This is a genomic window from Pseudomonas sp. AC463, from assembly GCF_979253585.1.
Genome location: NZ_CEEDDZ010000016.1, coordinates 77,895 through 96,791 on the forward strand (window position 1 = coordinate 77,895; position 18,897 = coordinate 96,791).

Genomic DNA, 18,897 nt, shown 5'->3' on the forward strand with positions numbered 1-18,897 from the left:
CTCGCCTATGACCCGCTCCCCGTTCCGCCGTCTGGTGTTTGGCACCTTGCGCCGACTGTTGTACCTCTGGGTTCGCTCGGAGACGATCAACCAGTCGTCCCTCACCCTTAACCTGGACCGCAGCCGGCCGGTGTTCTACGTCCTGCAATCGCCCTCCCTCACCGAATTGGCCGTGGTCGATGCCGAGTGCACCAAGGCCGGCCTGCCGCGCCCGGTGCTGCCGGTATCGGTGGGCCCGCTGATGGAACCGGCGGCGTTCTTCTACCTCACGCCCGAGCCCGACTGGCTCGGCCGCCAAGACAAGCGCGGCGCGCCGCCGACCCTGACCCGCCTGGTCAACACCCTCACCGAACACGCCGAAGAGAATGCACAAATCATTCCGGTCAGCGTGTTCTGGGGGCAAACCCCGGCGAGCGAATCCAGCCCATGGAAACTGCTGTTTGCCGACAGCTGGGCGGTCACCGGGCGTCTGCGCCGCTTGCTGAGCATCCTGATCCTGGGGCGCAAGACCCGCGTGCAATTCTCCGCGCCCATCAACCTGCGTGAATTGATCGAGCACAATAAAGGCCACGAACGCACCGTACGCATGGCCCAACGCATCTTGCGTGTGCACTTTCGTAACCTGAAAACCGCAGTCATCGGCCCCGACCTGTCGCACCGGCGCAACCTGGTCAAAGGCCTGGTGAATATGCCGCTGGTGCGCCAGGCTATCCTGGACGAAGCCGAGCGCGAAAAGATCAGCCCGGAAAAAGCCAAGGCCCAGGCCCTGCGCTACGGCAACGAGATCGCCTCGGACTACACCTACACCGCCATCCGCTTTCTGGAAGTGGTGTTGAGCTGGTTCTGGAACAAGATCTACGACGGCATCAAGGTCAACAACATCGAGGGTGTGCAAAAGGTTGCCCAGGGTTACGAGGTGATCTACGTGCCCTGCCACCGCAGCCATATCGACTACCTGCTGCTGTCGTACCTGCTGTTCAAGAATGGCCTGACCCCGCCGCACATCGCCGCCGGCATCAACCTGAACATGCCGGTGATCGGCAGCCTGCTGCGCCGTGGCGGTGCGTTTTTCATGCGCCGCACCTTCAAGGGCAACCCGCTGTACACCTCGGTGTTCAACGAATACCTGCACACCCTGTTCACCAAGGGTTTCCCGGTGGAGTACTTCGTCGAAGGCGGCCGCTCGCGCACCGGGCGCATGCTGCAGCCGAAGACCGGGATGCTGGCGATCACCCTGCGCAGCTTCTTGCGCTCTTCGCGCATGCCGATCGTGTTTGTGCCGGTGTATATCGGCTATGAGCGCGTGCTTGAAGGCCGCACCTACCTCGGCGAACTGCGTGGCGCGAGCAAGAAGAAAGAATCGATCTTCGATATTTTCAAAGTGGTCGGCGCGCTCAAGCAGCGTTTTGGCCAGGTCGCGGTCAACTTTGGCGAGCCGATCAAACTGGCCGAATTCCTCGACAGCGAACAACCCGACTGGCGCACCCAGGAGCTGGGGCCCAACTACAAACCGGCGTGGCTCAACGAAACCACCAACCGCCTCGGCGAACAGGTGGCGCGCCACTTGAACGAAGCGGCGGCGGTCAACCCGGTGAACCTGGTGGCGCTGGCGTTGCTGTCGACCACCCGCCTGGCCCTCGACGAACAAGCCATGGCCCGTCAGCTCGACTTGTACCTGGCGCTGCTGCGCCGCGTGCCGTACTCGCCGCACACCACCTTGCCGGAAGGCGACGGCCTGGCGCTGATCAAGCACGTCAAGGACATGGACCTGCTCTCGGAGCAGAGCGATGCCCTCGGCAAGATCCTGTATCTGGACGAGCAACACGCGGTCCTGATGACCTACTACCGCAACAACGTGCTGCACATCTTCGCCCTGCCGGCGCTGCTCGCGAGTTTCTTCCAGAGCAGCTCGCGCATGAGCCGCGAACAGATCCTGCGCTACACCCACGCGCTGTATCCGTACCTGCAATCGGAGCTGTTTATCCGCTGGTCGCTGGAGGAGCTGGACCCGGTCATCGACCAGTGGCTGGAGGCATTTGTCGAGCAGGGCCTGCTGCGCTTCGAGAACAACGTGTACCTGCGCCCGGCCCCGAGTTCGCGGCACTTTGTGCTGCTGACGCTGCTGTCCAAGAGCATCGCCCAGACCCTGCAACGCTTCTACATGGCGATCTCGCTGCTGCTCAACAGCGGCCAGAACAGCATCAGCGCCGAAGAGTTGGAAGACCTGTGCACGATCATGGCCCAGCGCCTGTCGATCCTGCATGGCCTCAACGCACCGGAGTTCTTCGACAAGAGCCTTTTCCGACATTTTATCCAGACGTTGCTGGAACAAGATGTGCTGCGCCGCGACGAGGCCGGCAAGTTGAGCTACCACGACCTGTTGGGCGAGTTGGCCGAAGGCGCGGCCAAGCGCGTGTTGCCGGCGGAGATTCGCTTGTCGATCCGCCAGGTGGCCTTGCACCGCGTGGACGGTGCAGCAGAAGCACCGGCTGGACCTGAAGAAAGCCGCTAGATTGAATCAGGCGCCGGGCGGTTTCCGGCGCCGTTGACAAGGAGCTGTACCATGAAAAAGATCATCCTCCTGGGCCTCACCGCCCTGCTCGGAGCCTGCCAATCCATGAGCCCCGCCCCCAAGGCCAGCCTCGACGGCGAAGTGTTCTACCTGCAACGCATCGCCCTGCCGCCCACCGCCACCTTGAGCGTGAGCCTGCAGGACGTCTCGCTGATGGACGCACCGGCCGTGACCCTTGCCGAGCAGAAAGGCCCGGTCAAAGGCCAGGTGCCACTGCCGTTTCACCTGAGCTACGACCCGGCCCAGGTCAAGCCAGGCCACCGTTATTCGGTGAGCGCTCGCATCGAACTGGATGGCAAGCTACTGTTTATCACCACCGAACGGCACACCGTGCAGCTCAATGGCCAGGACCCACAGCCATTGCGCCTGCGCGTCGATGCCGTTGCACACTGATATTTTCCAGACCCTAAGGAAGCGCCCATGCTCCGTAACTCCCTTCGCTTTACTGCCCTGTGTGCCGGCCTGCTGCTCGGTGCCAACGCCATGGCGCTGGACCTTGGCAGCCTGTCCCAGGGCGACGCCAGCGGCGGCCTCAAGGACGCCCTGACCCAAGGCGCGCAAATCGCCGTGAAACAACTGGGCGTACCCGGTGGTTTCAGCAACAACCCTGAAGTGAAGATCGGCCTGCCGGGCAAGCTCGGCAAAGTCGCCGACAAGCTGAAAATGTTCGGCATGGGCGACCAGGTCACCCAGCTGGAAACCAGCATGAACAAGGCCGCTGAAACCGCCGTGACCCAGGCCCAACCGATCCTGGTCAACGCGGTGAAGAACATGAGTGTGACCGACGCCAAGGGCATCCTCAGCGGTGGCCAGGACTCGGCGACGCAATACCTGAACAAAAGCAGCCGCGAAGAGATCCGCGCCAAGTTCCTGCCGATCGTCAAGGCCGCTACCGACAAGGTCGGCGTGGCCCAGCAGTACAACGCCCTGGCCGGCAAGGCTGCGGCGTTTGGCGCAGTGGACGCCAAGAGCGCCAACGTCGAAAACTACGTGACCGAACAAGCGCTGGACGGCCTGTTCAAAATGATCGCGCAGCAGGAAGAAACCATTCGCAAGAACCCGGCGGCGGCAGCCACCAGCCTGGCCAAGAAGGTGTTTGGCGCGCTGTAACCCCCTCCCTCACTGTGCCCAGGTCGACTCTGGGCACAGCTGCCTCAGGCCAAGCCTCTTAACGACTCAGCGAAAACAGCGGAATCGACGGTCGGCAGGGCTGCTGATACTCATCGACCACATGAACGTGCGGCTTACCGTATGACGGCGTGGCAACAGGCGTATGGCCAATATCCGGCTCGGTTACGTGAGGGCGATGACAGTGGCTTGCATGCGCCGGCCCCTGGGGGTGCCTGGACGCAGACTCATCGCGAGTTAAATGATTGCCCAGCAAGGCCCCCAGCAGCGCGCCTTTAAAAGCAATAATCGTGTTGAAAAAAGACATATGACACTCCGGTTACTCATTGAAATTGGCCCCGGACGCCCACTGAGGGCGCCAGGACCTGTGCCTGTCCATCAGGCAAATCTGAGTGGAGTGAAAAACCCGAACGTTCCACCTGCCCCGCAGCCGGGTTGCATCGGCATGTAAATCAATGAATCACCGAGTCTGCCAGCCGGCCCATCATCAGCGTGGCAAAACAGCAGATCGCCACGGAGGTGGCCCGGTTGATCTTCAACGGCGTGAGCCACGCCTTCTGGAACCCTTCGAAACGGCTGCCCAGCCAGATCCAGGCAGACCCCACCGGTATCACCACCGTCGCCAGGATGGCCATGAACGTGGCATAGCCCTGCAGCGAGGCAAACGTGTTGAGCGGTGCGATAAACGAAACGATCAGCAAACCCTTGGGGTTCATCACCGTGAGCCAGAAAAAATACAGGCCGGAGAAACGATCCCCGGCCGTATGGACATCACTGTTTTTTCGCCGCCACAGCTTGAACGAGACATGCAACAGGTAGCAGGCGGCCACCAATTGGATGGCCTTCAACGCCCACGGCGAATAGGCCGCCAGGTACAGCAAGGCCACGCCCCACACCGACACTTGCAGCAGGTACGCGAGGCATTCGACAAACGCCAGCTGCCATGACGCCCGGAACCCGAACAACACACCTGCGCGCAATAGCAGGGTGTTGGTCGGGCCGGGGGCAAGCAGCAACAACATCAGGGCTGAAACGGTGGCCAACATGGTTACGCGACGTCCTTCCTCACTCGGAACCACGCAGCATACAGGGCCGGCAGGAACAATAGGGTCAATGCCGTCGCCACAATCAACCCGCCCATGATCGCCACCGCCATCGGGCCGAAGAACACACTGCGCGACAGCGGGATCATTGCCAGAACCGCCGCCAGCGCTGTCAGCACAATCGGCCGGAAGCGTCGGACGGTGGCTTCGATAATCGCCTGCCACGGCGCCAGGCCGGCCTTGATGTCTTGCTCGATCTGGTCCACCAGGATCACCGAGTTACGCATGATCATGCCCGACAACGCGATGGTGCCCAGCATCGCCACGAAGCCGAAGGGCTGGCGGAACACCAGCAGGAACAGCGTCACGCCAATCAGCCCCAGCGGCGCGGTCAGAAACACCATCGCCGTGCGTGAGAAGCTGCGTAGCTGCAGCATCAGCAAAGTCAGCACTACCACGATAAACAGCGGCACACCGGCCTTCACCGAGTTCTGCCCACGGGCGGAGTCCTCAACCGTGCCGCCGACGTCCAGCAGGTAGCCATCCGGCAACTCTGCGCGCACGCCTTCGAGCGTCGGCAGGATCTGCTGCACCAGCGTCGCCGGCTGTTCCTTGCCGTAGATGTCGGCACGCACGGTCACGGTCGGCAGGCGGTTGCGGTGCCAGATAATGCCTTCTTCGAACCCATACTCCAGGGTGGCGATTTGCGACAGCGCCACACTTTTGCCGTTGTCGGTCGGCACTGCCAGGCTTGGCAGCAGCGACAACTCGGTGCGTTCATGCACGGTGCCGCGCAGGAGGATTTCGATCAACTCGTTGTCCTCCCGGTACTGGCTGACGCTGGAGCCGGTGAGGGAGCTTTGCAGGAATTTCGACAGGTTGGCGGTGCTGACGCCGAGGGCGCGGGCGCGGTCCTGGTCGATATTCAGGTACACGACTTTGCTCGGTTCTTCCCAGTCCAGGTGCACGTTGACCACGTGGGTATTTTCGCGAACCTTGGCCGCCACTTTCCGCGCCAGGGCGCGGACTTCTTCGATGTGCTCGCCGGTGACGCGGAACTGCACCGGGTAGCCCACGGGCGGGCCGTTCTCCAGGCGCGTGACCCGTGAACGCAAGTCGGGGAATTGTTCGTTGAGGGTTTCGATCAGCCAGGTGCGCAGGTTTTCGCGCTCCTCGATGGTTTTGGCCAGCACCACAAATTGCGCGAAGCTGGCGGCCGGCAGTTGCTGGTCCAGCGGCAGGTAGAAGCGCGGCGAACCAGTGCCGACGTAGGCCACATAGTTGTCGATGCCGGCGTGCTCCTTGAGCAAGGCTTCCAGGCGTTTGACCTGATCGGCCGTGTTGCTCAAGGACACGCCTTCGGCCAGCTTCAGGTCCACCATCAGCTCCAGGCGGCCGGAAGCCGGGAAGAACTGCTGGGGCACAAAGCGGAACAGCGCGACCGAACCGATAAACAGCAGCAGGGTCAGCACGATCACGGTTTTGCGCCGACGCACGCACCACTCCACCAAACGTCTTACACGCTGGTAGAACGGCGTGCCGTAGGGATCCGGGCCATCGGTGCCGTGTTTGGCTGCGTGAATTTTCGCCAGGTCCGGCAGGAGTTTTTCCCCCAGGTAAGGCACAAACACCACTGCCGCGACCCACGAGGCCAGCAACGCGATGGTCACCACCTGAAAGATCGAACGGGTGTATTCACCGGTGCTCGACTGCGCGGTGGCAATCGGCAGGAAGCCCGCCGCCGTAATCAAAGTGCCGGTGAGCATCGGGAACGCGGTGCTGGTCCAGGCGAAACTCGCAGCTTTAAGCCGGTCGTAACCCTGTTCCATTTTGATCGCCATCATTTCCACGGCGATGATTGCGTCATCCACCAGCAAGCCCAGCGCCAGTACCAGCGCACCGAGGGAAATCTTGTGCAGGCCGATGCCGAGGTAATACATGCTGGCAAAGGTCATCGCCAGCACCAGCGGGATCGCCAGGGCCACTACCATGCCGGTGCGTACGCCAAGGGAGAAGAAGCTCACCAGCAACACAATTGCCAAGGCTTCCGCCAACACCTGGACGAATTCGCCGACGCTGGTTTTCACCGCTGCCGGTTGGTCCGACACCTTGCGCAACTCCATGCCGGCCGGAAGGTTCTTTTGCAGGCGTGCGAATTCACCTTCCAGCGCCTTGCCCAACACCAGGATGTCGCCACCGTCGCGCATGGCCACGGCCAGGCCGATGGCGTCGGCGCCCATGTAGCGCATGCGCGGCGCCGGTGGGTCGTTGAAGCCGCGGTGGATGTCGGCGACATCGCCAATACGGAAGGTGCGATCACCCACACGAATCGGGAAGTTGCGGATCTCTTCCACCGTCTTGAAGTTACCCGACACGCGCAGTTGCACACGTTCGCTCGGGGTTTCAAAGAAGCCGGCGGTGGACACCGCGTTCTGTTCCTGCAACGCCTGTTGCACGGCAGCCAACGGCAAGCCTAGGGTGGCGAGCTTGAGGTTGGACAGCTCGATCCAGATCTTCTCGTCCTGTAGGCCAAGCAGCTCGACCTTGCCCACATCCGGCACCCGTTGCAGCTGAATTTGGATGCGGTCGGCGTAGTCCTTGAGCACTGCGTAGTCGAAGCCGTCGCCGGTCAGCGCGTAGATGTTGCCGAAGGTGGTGCCGAATTCATCATTGAAAAACGGCCCCTGAATATCCGGCGGCAAGGTCTGGCGGATGTCGCTGATCTTCTTGCGCACCTGGTACCACAGCTCGGGAATCTGCGCCGAGTGCATGGAATCGCGGGCCATAAAGGTGACCTGGGATTCACCGGGCCGCGAGAACGAGACAATGCGCTCGTACTCGCCGGTTTCCATGAGTTTTTTCTCGATGCGCTCGGTGACCTGGCGCGAGACTTCCTGGGCCGTGGCCCCGGGCCAGTTGGTCTTGATGACCATGGCCTTGAACGTGAACGGCGGGTCTTCGCTTTGCCCCAGCTTGGTGTAGGACAAGGTGCCGACGACTGCCAGCAGGATCATCAGGAACAGTACGATCTGGCGATTACGCAACGCCCATTCGGAAAGATTGAAACCCATCGGGGACTACTCCTTGGCCGCCAGATTCACCACACGGTTGGCGCGATCTACCGGGCGCACTTGCTGGCCCTCGTGGAGCACATGCACACCGGCGGCAATCACCCAATCGGTAGGGTTCAGGCCTTCCAGCACCGGCACGCTCTTTTCGCCGAAGGCGCCGACACGCACCGGGGTGCGTTTGAGGGTGTTGTCCGGCTGCACGCGCCAGACGTAGGACGCGCCGTTCTCCGCGCTGAGGGCAGACAGCGGCACCGACAGCGCAATTACGCCGGCGGCCTGTATGAATACGCGCGCGCTCTGGCCCAGCTCCGCCGGAACTTTACCGCCGGTGAAGGCCACGCGGGCGGCAAAGGTGCGGGACTTGGGGTCGGCTGCCGGCGACAGCTCACGGATGCGCCCGGCGAAGCGCTGGTCCGGTTGGCTCCACAACTCGACGGCGACCGGCTGGCCGATCTTGAAGCGGCCAAAACCTTGCTCCGGCAGGCTGATCAGCACTTCACGTTCGCCATCGGTGGCCAGGGTGAACACGGTTTGCCCAGCGGACACCACCTGCCCGACTTCCACCGCACGCTTGGCCACCACACCGTCCTGAGGCGCACGCAGCACGGCGTAACCGGCCTGATTGCTGGATACGTCGAACTCGGCCTTGATCTGCTTCAGGCGTGCTTCGCCCGATCGGTAGAGGTTTTCGGAATTGTCGTACTGGGAACGGCTGACCATCTGACGGTCCATCAGGGTCTTGTAGCGATCGCGCTCGGCGCGCACCAGGCTCAGGTTGGCTGCGGCGGCGGCTACCTGCGCGCGGGTGGCTTCCAATTGCAGGCGCACGTCCTGGGGGTCCAGTTCCGCCAGCGGCTGGTTGGCCTTGACGCGCTCGCCTTCCTCCACCAAACGCTTGCTGACTTTGCCACCGATGCGAAAGGCCAGGTCCGGCTCGTAACGCGCCCTTACTTCGCCTGGGAAACTGTCCATCGCCTGCGCCGACGGTTGTGGCTGCACCACCATGGCCGGGCGGATGGTAATCTGCGCAGCTTCTTCATGACCGCAAGCGGACAAGAGAAAGACCAGGCTGACAGGCAAAGCAAGGGGCAGGAACGAACTGCGCATGCTGTAGGACCTTTCGCAAATGTAGCTAGGAATAATTATACTGGCCGTTATGGTATTAATACCAAACTCGCCAGTCCAGTATTAAAGGTGAAAATGTCCGACAATCGTGTAAACACCAATAGCCCCGGGCGTCCAAAGGACATGGCAAAACGCCAGGCTATCCTCGAAGCAGCCAAAGTCCTGTTTCTGAGTAATGGTTATGCCAGCACCAGCATGGATGCCGTGGCCCTGGAGGCCGGCGTGTCGAAACTGACCGTCTATAGCCACTTCACCGACAAGGAAACCCTGTTCACCGCAGCCGTGGTGGCCACGTGTGAAGAGCAGTTACCGGTGATGTATTTCGAGCTGCCTGCGGGCATGCCGGTGGAGACTGTGTTGTTGAATATCGCGCGGGGGTTCCATCGCCTGATCAACAGCCAAGAGTCGGTCAACCTGCATCGCTTGATGATGACCACCGGCAACCAGGACGTGAAACTCTCGCAGATCTTCTTCGAAGCCGGGCCGATGCGCATGCTGCAAGGCATGGAGCGCCTGCTGTGCAAGATCGACCAGAGCGGCGCGCTGAGCATCGACAAACCGTTTACGGCGGCGGAACACTTCTTCTGCCTGCTCAAGGGCACGGCGAATTTCTGCCTGCTGTATGGCTGCGGCGGGCAACTGAGTGAAGAAGCCGCCGAGGCGCATGTGCAGGAGGTGGTGGGGTTGTTTATGCGGGCCTATCGACCCTGATGCTCAGGGCTTGAGCGCCTTCTTGGGGTAGATGTCATAACGGCTGGATTTACCATCCAGCGCATGGCTCGGCTTGGGCCCTTCAATGCACGGTGCCTTGCGCGGGCGCTTGACCACCACGCGGTGGCTGGCCAGGGCCAATGCTGCGGCGAGCAAGGCCGGGGCGTCCGGATCATCGCCCACCAGGGGGCGGAACAGGCGCATTTCCTTCTTCACCAGGGCAGTTTTCTCACGATGAGGAAACATCGGGTCCAGGTAGATCACCTGCGGCGGCTCGCCCTCCCAATTGCGCATCACGTCGATGGAGTTGCCCTTGAGCAACTGCATGCGCGCCACAATCGGCGCCACTTCGAAATCCTCCGCCGCACGCGCCAGGCCGTCTTCCAGCAAGGCGCCGATCAGCGGCTGGCGTTCGATCAGGCTCATCTCGCAGCCCAGGCTGGCCAGCACAAATGCGTCCTTGCCCAGGCCGGCCGTGGCGTCCAGCACTCGCGGGCGCACGCCTTGGGCCACACCCACCGCCTTGGCGATCATCTGCCCGCTACCGCCGCCATACAAACGCCGGTGCGCCGCGCCGCCTTCGACAAAATCCACGCGCACCGGCCCCGGTGCGTCAGGCCCAAGCTGCTGCAGCTGTAAGCCATGCTCGCCAACTTGCAGGGAAAAGTCCGCATCCGCGAGCTGCAAAGGCAAGCCAAGCAGTGCCGCCCACTGCTCGGCGCGGGCCTTGAAACTGTCGGCCATGGCCTCGACCTGGATGCGGCTGGCCGCGGGTTGTTCGCTCATCAATCACTGCACTCAAAAATATTAAGGATCGGCAAACAGCGGCCGATAAAAATCATAGTCAGGTATTTTGCCAGAGCTGAGCGTCGACCGAGAAAAATGTCAGACATTCTCCCCCTAACCATCGGTGTACTGCCGACCCACAACCACTACGGCCTGCGCAATACTCAAGCGCTGGCCGGGGTGAGTCATGTGTGGCAGGACTTCTTCGCCCGGGCGCTGGCCGACCAGCTCGGCGAAACGCCGGACGCGCTCGCCGCCAAGGCGCCTGCGCCGGCAGACCCGACGGTAGAGCCGAGCGAAGGCGCTGACCTGTTGTCGCAGATCCTCACCCAGCGTGAATGCGACGTCAAAGACACCGAGATCGCCCCGCCTGAGCCGCTGTTCCTGCCGATTGCCGAGTTTGAGACCGAGCTGCTGCCACCGGCCGCCACGCCGTTCCCTGAGGAAGAAATCGTTGCCCAACAGCGCCAGCAGAATTTCGAAAGCGGTTGGGTTCGCCCCATCGTGCTGACCGCCGGCCAGCCAGTACCCGAGCCAGGCCCGGCGCCGCAACCACGCCCGCTGCACTTGCCGATTGCCGAGTTCGAACTCGACCTGCTGCCGCCCGCCGCTACGCCGTACCCAGCCGAAGAACTGGTGGCACAACAAAAGGCCCTGGACTTCGACTACTACTGGGCACGCCCACTGATCGCCAACAACCTGCGCATCGCCGCGTAAGCCTCAGCGACACACCCACCAGCGGCCCATGTCCAGATGGAAATGGTTGCGGTGCGCGGCGTTATAGTCCGGGCTCAACACCACGTTGAAATCATCACAGGCATCGTCGCGCACCTGACGCAGGAACCGCGCCTTATCGCCCTGCCCCGGCCAATCCTTGAGCACACTGATGCTACGCCCGTCCGCGAGGCGAAAGCCGGCGATATCCAAGGCGTTCGCCGAGGCGTGCTGGCTGAGTCGCCCTTCGGCGCGGTTGTAGATATTGCGACACGCAAAGCTGCCCAAGTGCTCGACCCGCGTCACCGCTTGGCCAAACACCGCCTGGGCCGCAGGCTGCAAGCTGTGGCGCTCGAACAGGGCAAATGCGACCGCCAGCGGGCAACTGGCGAGAAAGCTGCTGCTCAAGCCTACCTGCGCGCCCTGCACGCGCAACACATTGCGCAACGGGCACGCGGCATCGGCCGCTGAGTCCGCTTGACGGCTGACGCGCAAACCAGAGGTTTCCAGCACCTGGTCGCACAGCGCCGGATCATCCTGTAAACGCCCGAGCTTGAAACGCGTCAACAGGTTCGGGCTGGCGCGCACATCCAGCGGCGCCCAGGGGTTCCAATCGGCCGGCAACGGCACCCAGCCGCGCCATACCCCGACGACAAACGCGCCGCCAAGCACCAGCAACACCCCAATCACTTTGAAAAAACCCACCGCTTAGACCTTGAAGAACTGGTTGGCCTGGCTGAACGGCATCTTGCGTTCGGTGAAGGTAAACGTGCCCAACTCATACACTTCCTGCGCCGCCCGGTAGAACTCGCCATACGCCGCCAAGGCCAAGGCTGAGCCGACGCTGATGCGCCGCACGCCCATCGCGCTCAATTGCGCCACGCTGAGGTTCAAGCCGCCGGACATCAACACATTCACCGGTTTGGGTGCGACTGCCTTGACCACCGCCAGCACTTCCTCGGCACTGCGCAAAGCCGGCGCGTAGAGCACGTCGGCACCGGCTTCAGCGTAGGCCTGCAGGCGGCGGATGGTGTCGGGCAAATCCAGGCGGCCATGCAGGAGGTTTTCCGCACGGGCTGTGAGCATGAACGCAAATGGCAGGCTGCGCGCGGCGGCAACGGCGGCTTCCACGCGCTCAACCGAGAGGTCAAAGGGATAGATCGGGTCGGCAGCAATGCCGGTGGCATCTTCGATGGAGCCGCCGACGATGCCCGTGGCGGCAGCGCGCAGGATGGTCTGGGCGCAGCCTTCGGGGGTGTCGCTGAAACCGTTTTCCAGGTCAGCGGCCACCGGCAATGCAGTCGCTCGAACAATCGAACCCGCATTGGCCAAGGTGTCTTCCAGCGACAACGCCCCTTCCGCATCCGGGCGCCCCAGGCTGAACGCGTATCCCGCGCTGGTGGTAGCCAGGGCTTCGAAACCGAGGCTGGCGAGCATGATCGCCGAGCCTGCGTCCCACGGGTTGGGCATCACGAAGGCGCGATCACGCTCATGCAGGGCCTTGAAGGTTTCGGCGCGAAGGGTTTGGGCATCCATGACTGACTCCAGGCGGGGAAAGGAACCCTAGAGTAACCCCAGTTGCTCCACTGCGGGCTCCCGATGCAGGGTCGGCAAGGGCGGCAGACCGGGCAGACGCACCATCAACTTGGCGTGAAAGCGCAGGGCCAGTTGCGCGGCGAGGCGGTTGTCGGAGGTGTGCAGGAACACGTAGGGCGTGCGCCCCTCTTCGATCCAGCCGGCGACTTTCTCCACCCACGGGATCAGGAACGGGTCGTTGGCTTCCAGCTCCGGGTGGCCGATGAATCGCACCTGAGGAAACAGAGTCAACGCGGCCGGGCGCGGTGGCACCTTGGGTTTCTTCGATTGGGCATGCAGCACGGCGGCCGAGGTGGAGGTGCAACTGAACAGGGGCCGCGAGTCGAGGCAGATGCGTTCGACGCCACGGTCGCGCAACAAACGATTAAGCCTGCGCTCGGCATCGCCCTTGGCGAAGAACTCCAGGTGACGCACTTCCACCGCCAGGGGCCGCTCCAGCCCATCGATAAAACCGGCCAACTCACCCAGGCGTTGCGGTGAGAAATTCGCCGAGAGCTGCAGCCATAACGGCGAAACCCGCGCGCCCAATGGGCTCATCAAGCCCACGAAGCTCTCTGCGGCCGGCAGTTGCTCACGCAGGTCGCCGCCGTGGCTGATATCCCCGGGGAATTTGGCCGTGAAGCGAAAATCCTCGGGCATGATTTCAGCCCAGCGCTGCACGGTGGCGGCTGAGGGTCGGGCATAAAAGGTGGTGTTGCCTTCAACGGCGTTGAAGACATGGGAATAGAGCGCGAGGTAATCGCTGGAACGCGCATCGGCGGGGTACAGGTACTCGCGCCAGGCGTTTTCACTCCAGGACGGGCAGCCGATGAAGTAAGGCAAACGCATCAGATGTGGATATCGAGGCCCAGCACTTCCATATCCCATTCGACAAAGCCGGCAGTAGTCAGGTAGCTGGCCAGGGCGGTGGCGACGCTTTTGCTCATGGAGCGCGGGAAGACCATGTCTTGCTGACGTGCAGGAAGACCGCTGATACGTGCTTGGGAATTGTGTTGCGCGTCGGCTTGGACTTCGATGAAGTCCGGCGAATCCTCGACGGAATCGTCCACCGTGGCGTTTGCCTTACGCGGCTTGCGCTTGATTGGGTACGACTGTGAGGAAAAGCCATCAATACGCATGGGCGCGAACTCGCTATCAGTAATGGCATTTTGGCAGCACTATCCCTAGCGCGCAAATGCTCTGGTGATAACTAGAACACATAATTTGAAAAAGGTTTAAAAACAGGGTCAAATTCTGACGATTGGCGACTTTTGCCGCCAACTGCCACTATTTTGCCGTCAAATAATCCCGCGTTCCGCCTTGGTCTGCGCCACTTTATCGCGCAGGTATACCGGCGCAGCCTCGTCAGCAGGAATCGCCTCGCCACGTTCAAACGCGAAGCGTGCCAGGGTCAACAAGTCTTCGGCGTGGGGCAACATTGCAGCATCCTGGCCCACCAGCGGCACGGCGATGCGCTCGCCGTAACCCCAGCCGGTGCCAGCACCGAACCAGTCACCGCTGGCGTCGGCAGGCAATGCCGATGCTTGCGGTGGCTGCACGGCCTCCACACCCACCAAGCGCATTTCGCCGGCGGTTTCGCGGTAGCAACCCCAGTACACCTCATCCATGCGCGCATCAATCGCCGCCGCCACTTGCGTAGCGCCGTGTTCACGCAGCGCGCGCTGGGCCAGCACCGCCAGGTTGGACACCGGCAGCACCGGGCGCTCCAGCGCAAAGGCCAGGCCCTGGACCACGCCGATGGCGATACGCACGCCGGTAAACGCGCCCGGGCCGCGGCCGAAGGCGATGGCATCGACGGCCGCCAGGGTGGTGCCGGCGTCTTCCAGCAGTTGCTTGATCATCGGCAACAGCTTCTGCGCGTGCAGGCGCGGGATCACCTCGTAGTGGCTGGTTACCTTGCCATCGTGCAGCAAGGCAACGGAGCAAGCTTCAGTCGCGGTGTCCAGGGCCAGCAGGGTGCTCATCGGTGTGGGTGTCCAAGTTGAAAAAAAGTGCGCCAGTATAAACAACAACGGCCCGCAAGCGGGCCGTTAGCGTGAAGCAGTGGGCTGGATCAGCTCAGTGCCTGCAACACCTTGGCGGTGATGGCTTCTACCGAGCCAACGCCAGGGATATGGCTGTACTTCGGCTTGCCCTGTGCAGCGGACAGCTTCTGGTAGAAATCCACCAGCGGCTTGGTCTGCGAATGGTAGACCGACAGGCGATGACGCACGGTTTCTTCAGTGTCGTCCTTACGCTGTACCAGTTCTTCACCGGTCACATCGTCCTTGCCTTCAACCTTCGGCGGGTTGTAGACCACGTGGTAAACGCGGCCCGAGCCTTCGTGAACACGACGGCCGGCAATACGCTGAACGATTTCTTCGTCTTCAACGGCGATTTCAACCACGGCATCCAGCTCAACACCGGCAGTCACCAGGGCTTCAGCCTGGGGAATGGTGCGCGGGAAGCCGTCGAACAGGAAACCGTTGGCGCAGTCAGGCTGTGCAATACGGTCCTGGACCAGGGCGATGATCAGGTCATCGGACACCAGGCCACCGGCATCCATGATGCTTTTGGCTTGAACGCCCAGCTCGGTGCCTGCTTTTACCGCAGCGCGCAGCATGTCACCGGTGGAGATTTGTGGAATGCCGAATTTTTCAGTGATGAACTTTGCCTGAGTACCTTTACCGGCCCCGGGAGCTCCCAGCAGAATGACGCGCATCGATGTGCTCCTCAATTTTTTATAGAGATGACGCTCGGATTCGCCGCGTGGGGCCAATCTCGTACAAATATGGCTTTTCAGGCCGCACAAACGGCCAAAGGCTGATCAAGATACACAGCAGGCCCCCCGCACACAAGCCGCCGAAAGTCGCAGGAACCCGCGCGGCGCTTACGTCACAGGTAGGGTGTGCCTGAGTGCAACCTGGCCGTACAAACGGCGGCCGCCCGTTTCGGGACGGCCGCTGTGGTTTAACTGCAAGCCTTTGAGAACACGCAAAAAATCTCAGCCGGTGTTGCGCAAACCGGCGGCAATACCGGCCACGGACACCAGCAGCGCCTGTTCCAGAGGGCTGCCCTGTGCTGCGTCCTGTTGACGCGAGCGCGCCAGCAACTCGGCCTGCAACCGGTGCAACGGGTCGAGGTAGGTGTTGCGCAGGCGAATGAACTCCAGGGTGTCCGGGCTATGCGCCAGCAGCTGCGACTGGCCGGTCAGGCCAAGCACCACGCTGCATGCCTGCGACAATAGGTCGCGTAAGTGCGCGCCCAATGGCAACAGGTCCGGCTGCACCAGGCGCTCGTCATACAGGCGGGCGATGTCGGCATCGGCCTTGGCCAGCACCATTTCCAGCATGTCGATGCGCGTACGGAAGAACGGCCATTGCTCGCGCATCTGCCCCAGCAGTTCGCCTTCTCCGCGTTCCAGCGCCTTGCTCAATGCGGCTTCCCAGCCCAGCCAGGCCGGCAGCATCAGGCGGGTCTGGGTCCAGCCGAAGATCCACGGAATCGCGCGCAAACTTTCGATACCACCCGCACGGCGCTTGGCCGGACGACTGCCCAGAGGCAAGCGGCCCAGTTCCTGCTCCGGCGTGGATTGGCGGAAGTACTCGACGAACTGCGGATTTTCCCGCACCACGGCGCGGTAAGCGCTGACACCATCTGCCGCCAATTCGTCCATCAAATGGCGCCAGGCCGGCTCGGGCGGTGGCGGCGGCAACAGCGTCGCCTCCAGCACCGCGGCCAGGTAAAGGTTGAGGTTCTGTTCGGCGATGTCCGGCAGGCCGAACTTGAAGCGGATCATCTCGCCCTGTTCGGTGGTACGGAAACGCCCCGCCACCGAGCCCGGTGGCTGCGACAGGATCGCCGCGTGGGCCGGGCCGCCGCCACGCCCGACGGTGCCGCCACGACCGTGGAACAACAGCAGCTCCACTTGCTGCTCGCGGCAGATATCCACCAAGCGCTCCTGCGCGCGGTACTGCGCCCAGGCGGCGGCGGTGGTGCCGGCGTCCTTGGCCGAGTCCGAATAGCCGATCATCACTTCCTGCGGGCCCTGCAGCCGCGTGCGATAACCCGGCAACAGCAGCAGTTGTTCAATGACCGGGCCGGCGTTATCCAGGTCGGCCAGGGTTTCGAACAGCGGCACCACGCGCATCGGCCGTTGCACGCCCGACTCTTTAAGCAGCAGTTGCACCGCGAGCACGTCCGACGCGGCGCCGGCCATCGAAATGACATACGAGCCAAGCGACGCTGCCGGGGCGGCGGCGACTTCCTTACAGGTGTTAAGCACTTCGGCAGTATCAGCCGACGGCTTGAAATAGCCGGGCAGCAATGGTCGACGGTTGGCGAGTTCCTTCATCAGGAAGCTGATGCGCGCGTCTTCGTCCCACTCTTCGTAACGACCCAGGCCCAGGTAGTCGGTGATTTCGGTCATGGCCGCCGAATGGCGACTGGAATCCTGACGCACATCCAGGCGCACCAGGAACAGGCCAAAGGTCACCGCGCGACGCAGGCAATCGAGCAGCGGGCCATCGGCGATCACGCCCATGCCGCATTCGTGCAGCGACTGGTAGCACAGCTCCAGCGGGTCGAGCAGGTCGCGGTTGTTCTGCAACACCGCCGCCGGCGCCGGGGTGCTGGCGGTCAACGAGGTGTGGGCCCACTGGCGCGTGGCGCGCAGGCGTTCGCGCAGTTGCTTGAGCAGTGCGCGGTAGGGTTCAACGCTGTCACCCACTTGGGCCTGCAACGCCTTGTTGGCCTGCTGCATCGACAGCTCGGAAGCCAGGTGATCGATATCGCGCAGGTACAGATCCGCGGCCATCCAGCGTGCCAGCAACAGTACCTCGCGGGTGACCGGCGCGGTGACGTTGGGGTTGCCGTCGCGGTCGCCGCCCATCCAGGAGGCGAAGCGAATCGGCGCCGCCTCCAGCGGTAGGCGCAGGCCGGTGGCGGCGTGCAAGGCCTGGTCGGCCTTGCGCAGGTAATTGGGGATGGCGTGCCACAGCGAATGCTCGATCACCGCAAAGCCCCATTTGGCTTCGTCCACCGGGGTGGGCCGGGTGCGGCGGATTTCTTCGGTGTGCCAGGCTTCGGCGATCAGCCGTTGCAGGCGCTGGCGGATCTGCTCGCGCTCAGCGGTGGTGAGGTCGCGGTGATCCTGCAGCGCCAGTTGCGCGGCGATCGCGTCGTATTTCTGGATCAGGGTGCGGCGCGCCACTTCGGTGGGGTGCGCGGTGAGGACCAGCTCGATCTCCAGGCGCCCCAGCTGGCGGGCCAGGGATTCATTGCTGTGGCCTTCGCTTTGCAGGCGGGCGAGCAACTCCGGCAACACGCGGGACTCGAACGGCGCCGGCTGCGACTCGTCGCGCCGGTGAATCAGCTGGTATTGCTCGGCGATATTCGCCAGGTTGAGGAACTGGTTGAACGCCCGGGCCACCGGCAGCAGTTCATCTTCCTGCAACTGGTTGAGGCTGGCGCTCAGTTCATCGCCAGCGGCTTTTTCCGAGTCGGCGCCACGCCGGTCGGCCTTGGCGCCTTTGCGGATCTGCTCGATCTTGTCGAGAAAATCATCGCCGTACTGCTCTCGAATGGTATTGCCCAACAGCTCACCCAGCAGGTGAACATCCTCACGCAAGCGTGCATCGATATCACTCATCAGCCAATCTCCAGCCAGAAATCCGGGACGCGAAGGTCTGCCAGAGTGCCGCCAGCATCGTTTTATGACAAGACTTTAAACCTTGTGAGTTGCAGCTAGTCTCAACCTTAGTCGCCGCGTTTATCCACGCAGGCGGCTGGACACTCATCACCGCCCGCGACCGCGGGTTTTATTGAGGTTGCCATGAAAATTCGAGAACTGGCCCAGCATTGGGAAGAAAACGCCAAGGGTCGCCTGACAGCGACCGAATACGCGATTCATCTGGATGTAGAGGCCGCCGCCAGGCTGGCGGCCATCGCCGAGATGTACCCCAAACGCAACACCGAAGAGCTGCTCGGCGAGCTGATCGGCGCCGCCCTTGAAGAGCTGGAAGCCAGCTTCCCGTACATCAAGGGCCAGCACGTGATCGCCACTGACGAAGAGGGCGACCCGCTGTACGAAGAAAGCGAGCACGCAATAGGAAAAACTCAATATCTCTTGAAAGCCGCGTAGAACATGGCTTCGCGATCATTTCAGAGAACG

General features: G+C 62.4%; 18 protein-coding genes. 6 read left to right on the forward strand and 12 right to left on the reverse strand.

What is annotated here, in order from left to right; genetic code table 11:
* Positions 1–7: 7 nt before the first annotated feature.
* The 3 genes from plsB to AC0IYH_RS20325 are packed head-to-tail and all read left to right on the forward strand — an operon-like array spanning position 8 to position 3,682.
* On the forward strand, positions 8–2,512 hold the full coding sequence (gene plsB / locus AC0IYH_RS20315; RefSeq protein ID WP_116628386.1) for a glycerol-3-phosphate 1-O-acyltransferase PlsB: 2,505 nt from the start codon (positions 8–10) through the stop codon (positions 2,510–2,512).
* A 51-nt stretch (positions 2,513–2,563) separates the two neighbouring features.
* A complete protein-coding gene (locus AC0IYH_RS20320; RefSeq protein ID WP_471835917.1) occupies positions 2,564–2,965 on the forward strand; it encodes a YbaY family lipoprotein in 402 nt (133 codons plus the stop codon).
* Positions 2,966–2,992: 27 nt separating this feature from the next.
* Positions 2,993–3,682: a DUF4197 domain-containing protein gene (locus tag AC0IYH_RS20325; protein WP_116628388.1), complete on the forward strand. Its 690-nt coding sequence runs from the start codon at positions 2,993–2,995 to the stop codon at positions 3,680–3,682.
* A gap of 58 nt (positions 3,683–3,740) precedes the next feature.
* On the opposite strand, the gene AC0IYH_RS20330 is transcribed toward AC0IYH_RS20325, so the two are convergent.
* The 4 genes from AC0IYH_RS20330 to AC0IYH_RS20345 all read right to left on the reverse strand — a co-directional run bounded on the left by AC0IYH_RS20330 (position 3,741) and on the right by AC0IYH_RS20345 (position 8,921).
* Positions 3,741–4,007 (reverse strand): hypothetical protein, encoded by a 267-nt coding sequence (locus tag AC0IYH_RS20330; protein ID WP_163821455.1) that lies wholly within the window; start codon positions 4,005–4,007, stop codon positions 3,741–3,743.
* A gap of 145 nt (positions 4,008–4,152) precedes the next feature.
* A complete protein-coding gene (locus AC0IYH_RS20335) occupies positions 4,153–4,746 on the reverse strand; it encodes a LysE family translocator (protein WP_471835919.1) in 594 nt (197 codons plus the stop codon).
* Between the two features lie 2 nt (positions 4,747–4,748).
* Positions 4,749–7,814, reverse strand: a complete 3,066-nt coding sequence (locus tag AC0IYH_RS20340) for an efflux RND transporter permease subunit (RefSeq protein WP_122774003.1) — start codon at positions 7,812–7,814, stop codon at positions 4,749–4,751.
* Between the two features lie 6 nt (positions 7,815–7,820).
* On the reverse strand, positions 7,821–8,921 hold the full coding sequence (locus tag AC0IYH_RS20345) for an efflux RND transporter periplasmic adaptor subunit (RefSeq protein ID WP_471835921.1): 1,101 nt from the start codon (positions 8,919–8,921) through the stop codon (positions 7,821–7,823).
* Between the two features lie 93 nt (positions 8,922–9,014).
* Between AC0IYH_RS20345 and AC0IYH_RS20350 the strand changes: the two genes are divergently transcribed.
* Positions 9,015–9,650: a TetR/AcrR family transcriptional regulator gene (locus tag AC0IYH_RS20350; RefSeq protein ID WP_116628392.1), complete on the forward strand. Its 636-nt coding sequence runs from the start codon at positions 9,015–9,017 to the stop codon at positions 9,648–9,650.
* Between the two features lie 3 nt (positions 9,651–9,653).
* Here the strand turns inward: AC0IYH_RS20350 and AC0IYH_RS20355 are convergent, their stop codons facing one another.
* On the reverse strand, positions 9,654–10,436 hold the full coding sequence (locus AC0IYH_RS20355) for a class I SAM-dependent methyltransferase (protein WP_116628393.1): 783 nt from the start codon (positions 10,434–10,436) through the stop codon (positions 9,654–9,656).
* Positions 10,437–10,532: 96 nt separating this feature from the next.
* Here AC0IYH_RS20355 and AC0IYH_RS20360 point away from each other — a divergent pair, with 96 nt between their 5' ends.
* Positions 10,533–11,153, forward strand: coding sequence for an energy transducer TonB (locus AC0IYH_RS20360; protein WP_116628394.1), 621 nt, complete (start codon positions 10,533–10,535; stop codon positions 11,151–11,153).
* A 3-nt stretch (positions 11,154–11,156) separates the two neighbouring features.
* Here the strand turns inward: AC0IYH_RS20360 and AC0IYH_RS20365 are convergent, their stop codons facing one another.
* From AC0IYH_RS20365 to ppc, 7 genes are all read right to left on the reverse strand, one after another.
* A complete protein-coding gene (locus tag AC0IYH_RS20365) occupies positions 11,157–11,855 on the reverse strand; it encodes an extensin-like domain-containing protein (protein WP_471835924.1) in 699 nt (232 codons plus the stop codon).
* 3 nt (positions 11,856–11,858) lie between these two features.
* Positions 11,859–12,686: an isocitrate lyase/PEP mutase family protein gene (locus AC0IYH_RS20370; protein WP_471835926.1), complete on the reverse strand. Its 828-nt coding sequence runs from the start codon at positions 12,684–12,686 to the stop codon at positions 11,859–11,861.
* A 27-nt stretch (positions 12,687–12,713) separates the two neighbouring features.
* Positions 12,714–13,574 carry a DUF72 domain-containing protein gene (locus AC0IYH_RS20375; protein ID WP_116628397.1) on the reverse strand — a complete coding sequence of 287 codons (861 nt, stop codon included), beginning with the start codon at positions 13,572–13,574 and terminating at the stop codon, positions 12,714–12,716.
* Positions 13,574–13,864: a hypothetical protein gene (locus AC0IYH_RS20380; RefSeq protein WP_116628398.1), complete on the reverse strand. Its 291-nt coding sequence runs from the start codon at positions 13,862–13,864 to the stop codon at positions 13,574–13,576. The genes AC0IYH_RS20375 and AC0IYH_RS20380 overlap by 1 nt, the downstream gene beginning before the upstream one ends.
* Positions 13,865–14,023: 159 nt before the next feature.
* Positions 14,024–14,710 (reverse strand): tRNA (adenosine(37)-N6)-threonylcarbamoyltransferase complex dimerization subunit type 1 TsaB, encoded by a 687-nt coding sequence (tsaB, locus tag AC0IYH_RS20385; RefSeq protein ID WP_122774013.1) that lies wholly within the window; start codon positions 14,708–14,710, stop codon positions 14,024–14,026.
* 89 nt (positions 14,711–14,799) lie between these two features.
* Complete coding sequence (gene adk / locus AC0IYH_RS20390) at positions 14,800–15,447, reverse strand: adenylate kinase (RefSeq protein ID WP_116628400.1); 648 nt, start codon at positions 15,445–15,447, stop codon at positions 14,800–14,802.
* Positions 15,448–15,729: 282 nt separating this feature from the next.
* The gene (gene ppc / locus AC0IYH_RS20395; protein ID WP_471835929.1) at positions 15,730–18,375 is read right to left on the reverse strand and encodes a phosphoenolpyruvate carboxylase; all 2,646 of its coding nucleotides are present in this window, start codon (positions 18,373–18,375) and stop codon (positions 15,730–15,732) included.
* A gap of 183 nt (positions 18,376–18,558) precedes the next feature.
* Here ppc and AC0IYH_RS20400 point away from each other — a divergent pair, with 183 nt between their 5' ends.
* On the forward strand, positions 18,559–18,867 hold the full coding sequence (locus AC0IYH_RS20400; protein WP_471835930.1) for a hypothetical protein: 309 nt from the start codon (positions 18,559–18,561) through the stop codon (positions 18,865–18,867).
* The last annotated feature ends 30 nt before the right edge of the window (positions 18,868–18,897 follow it).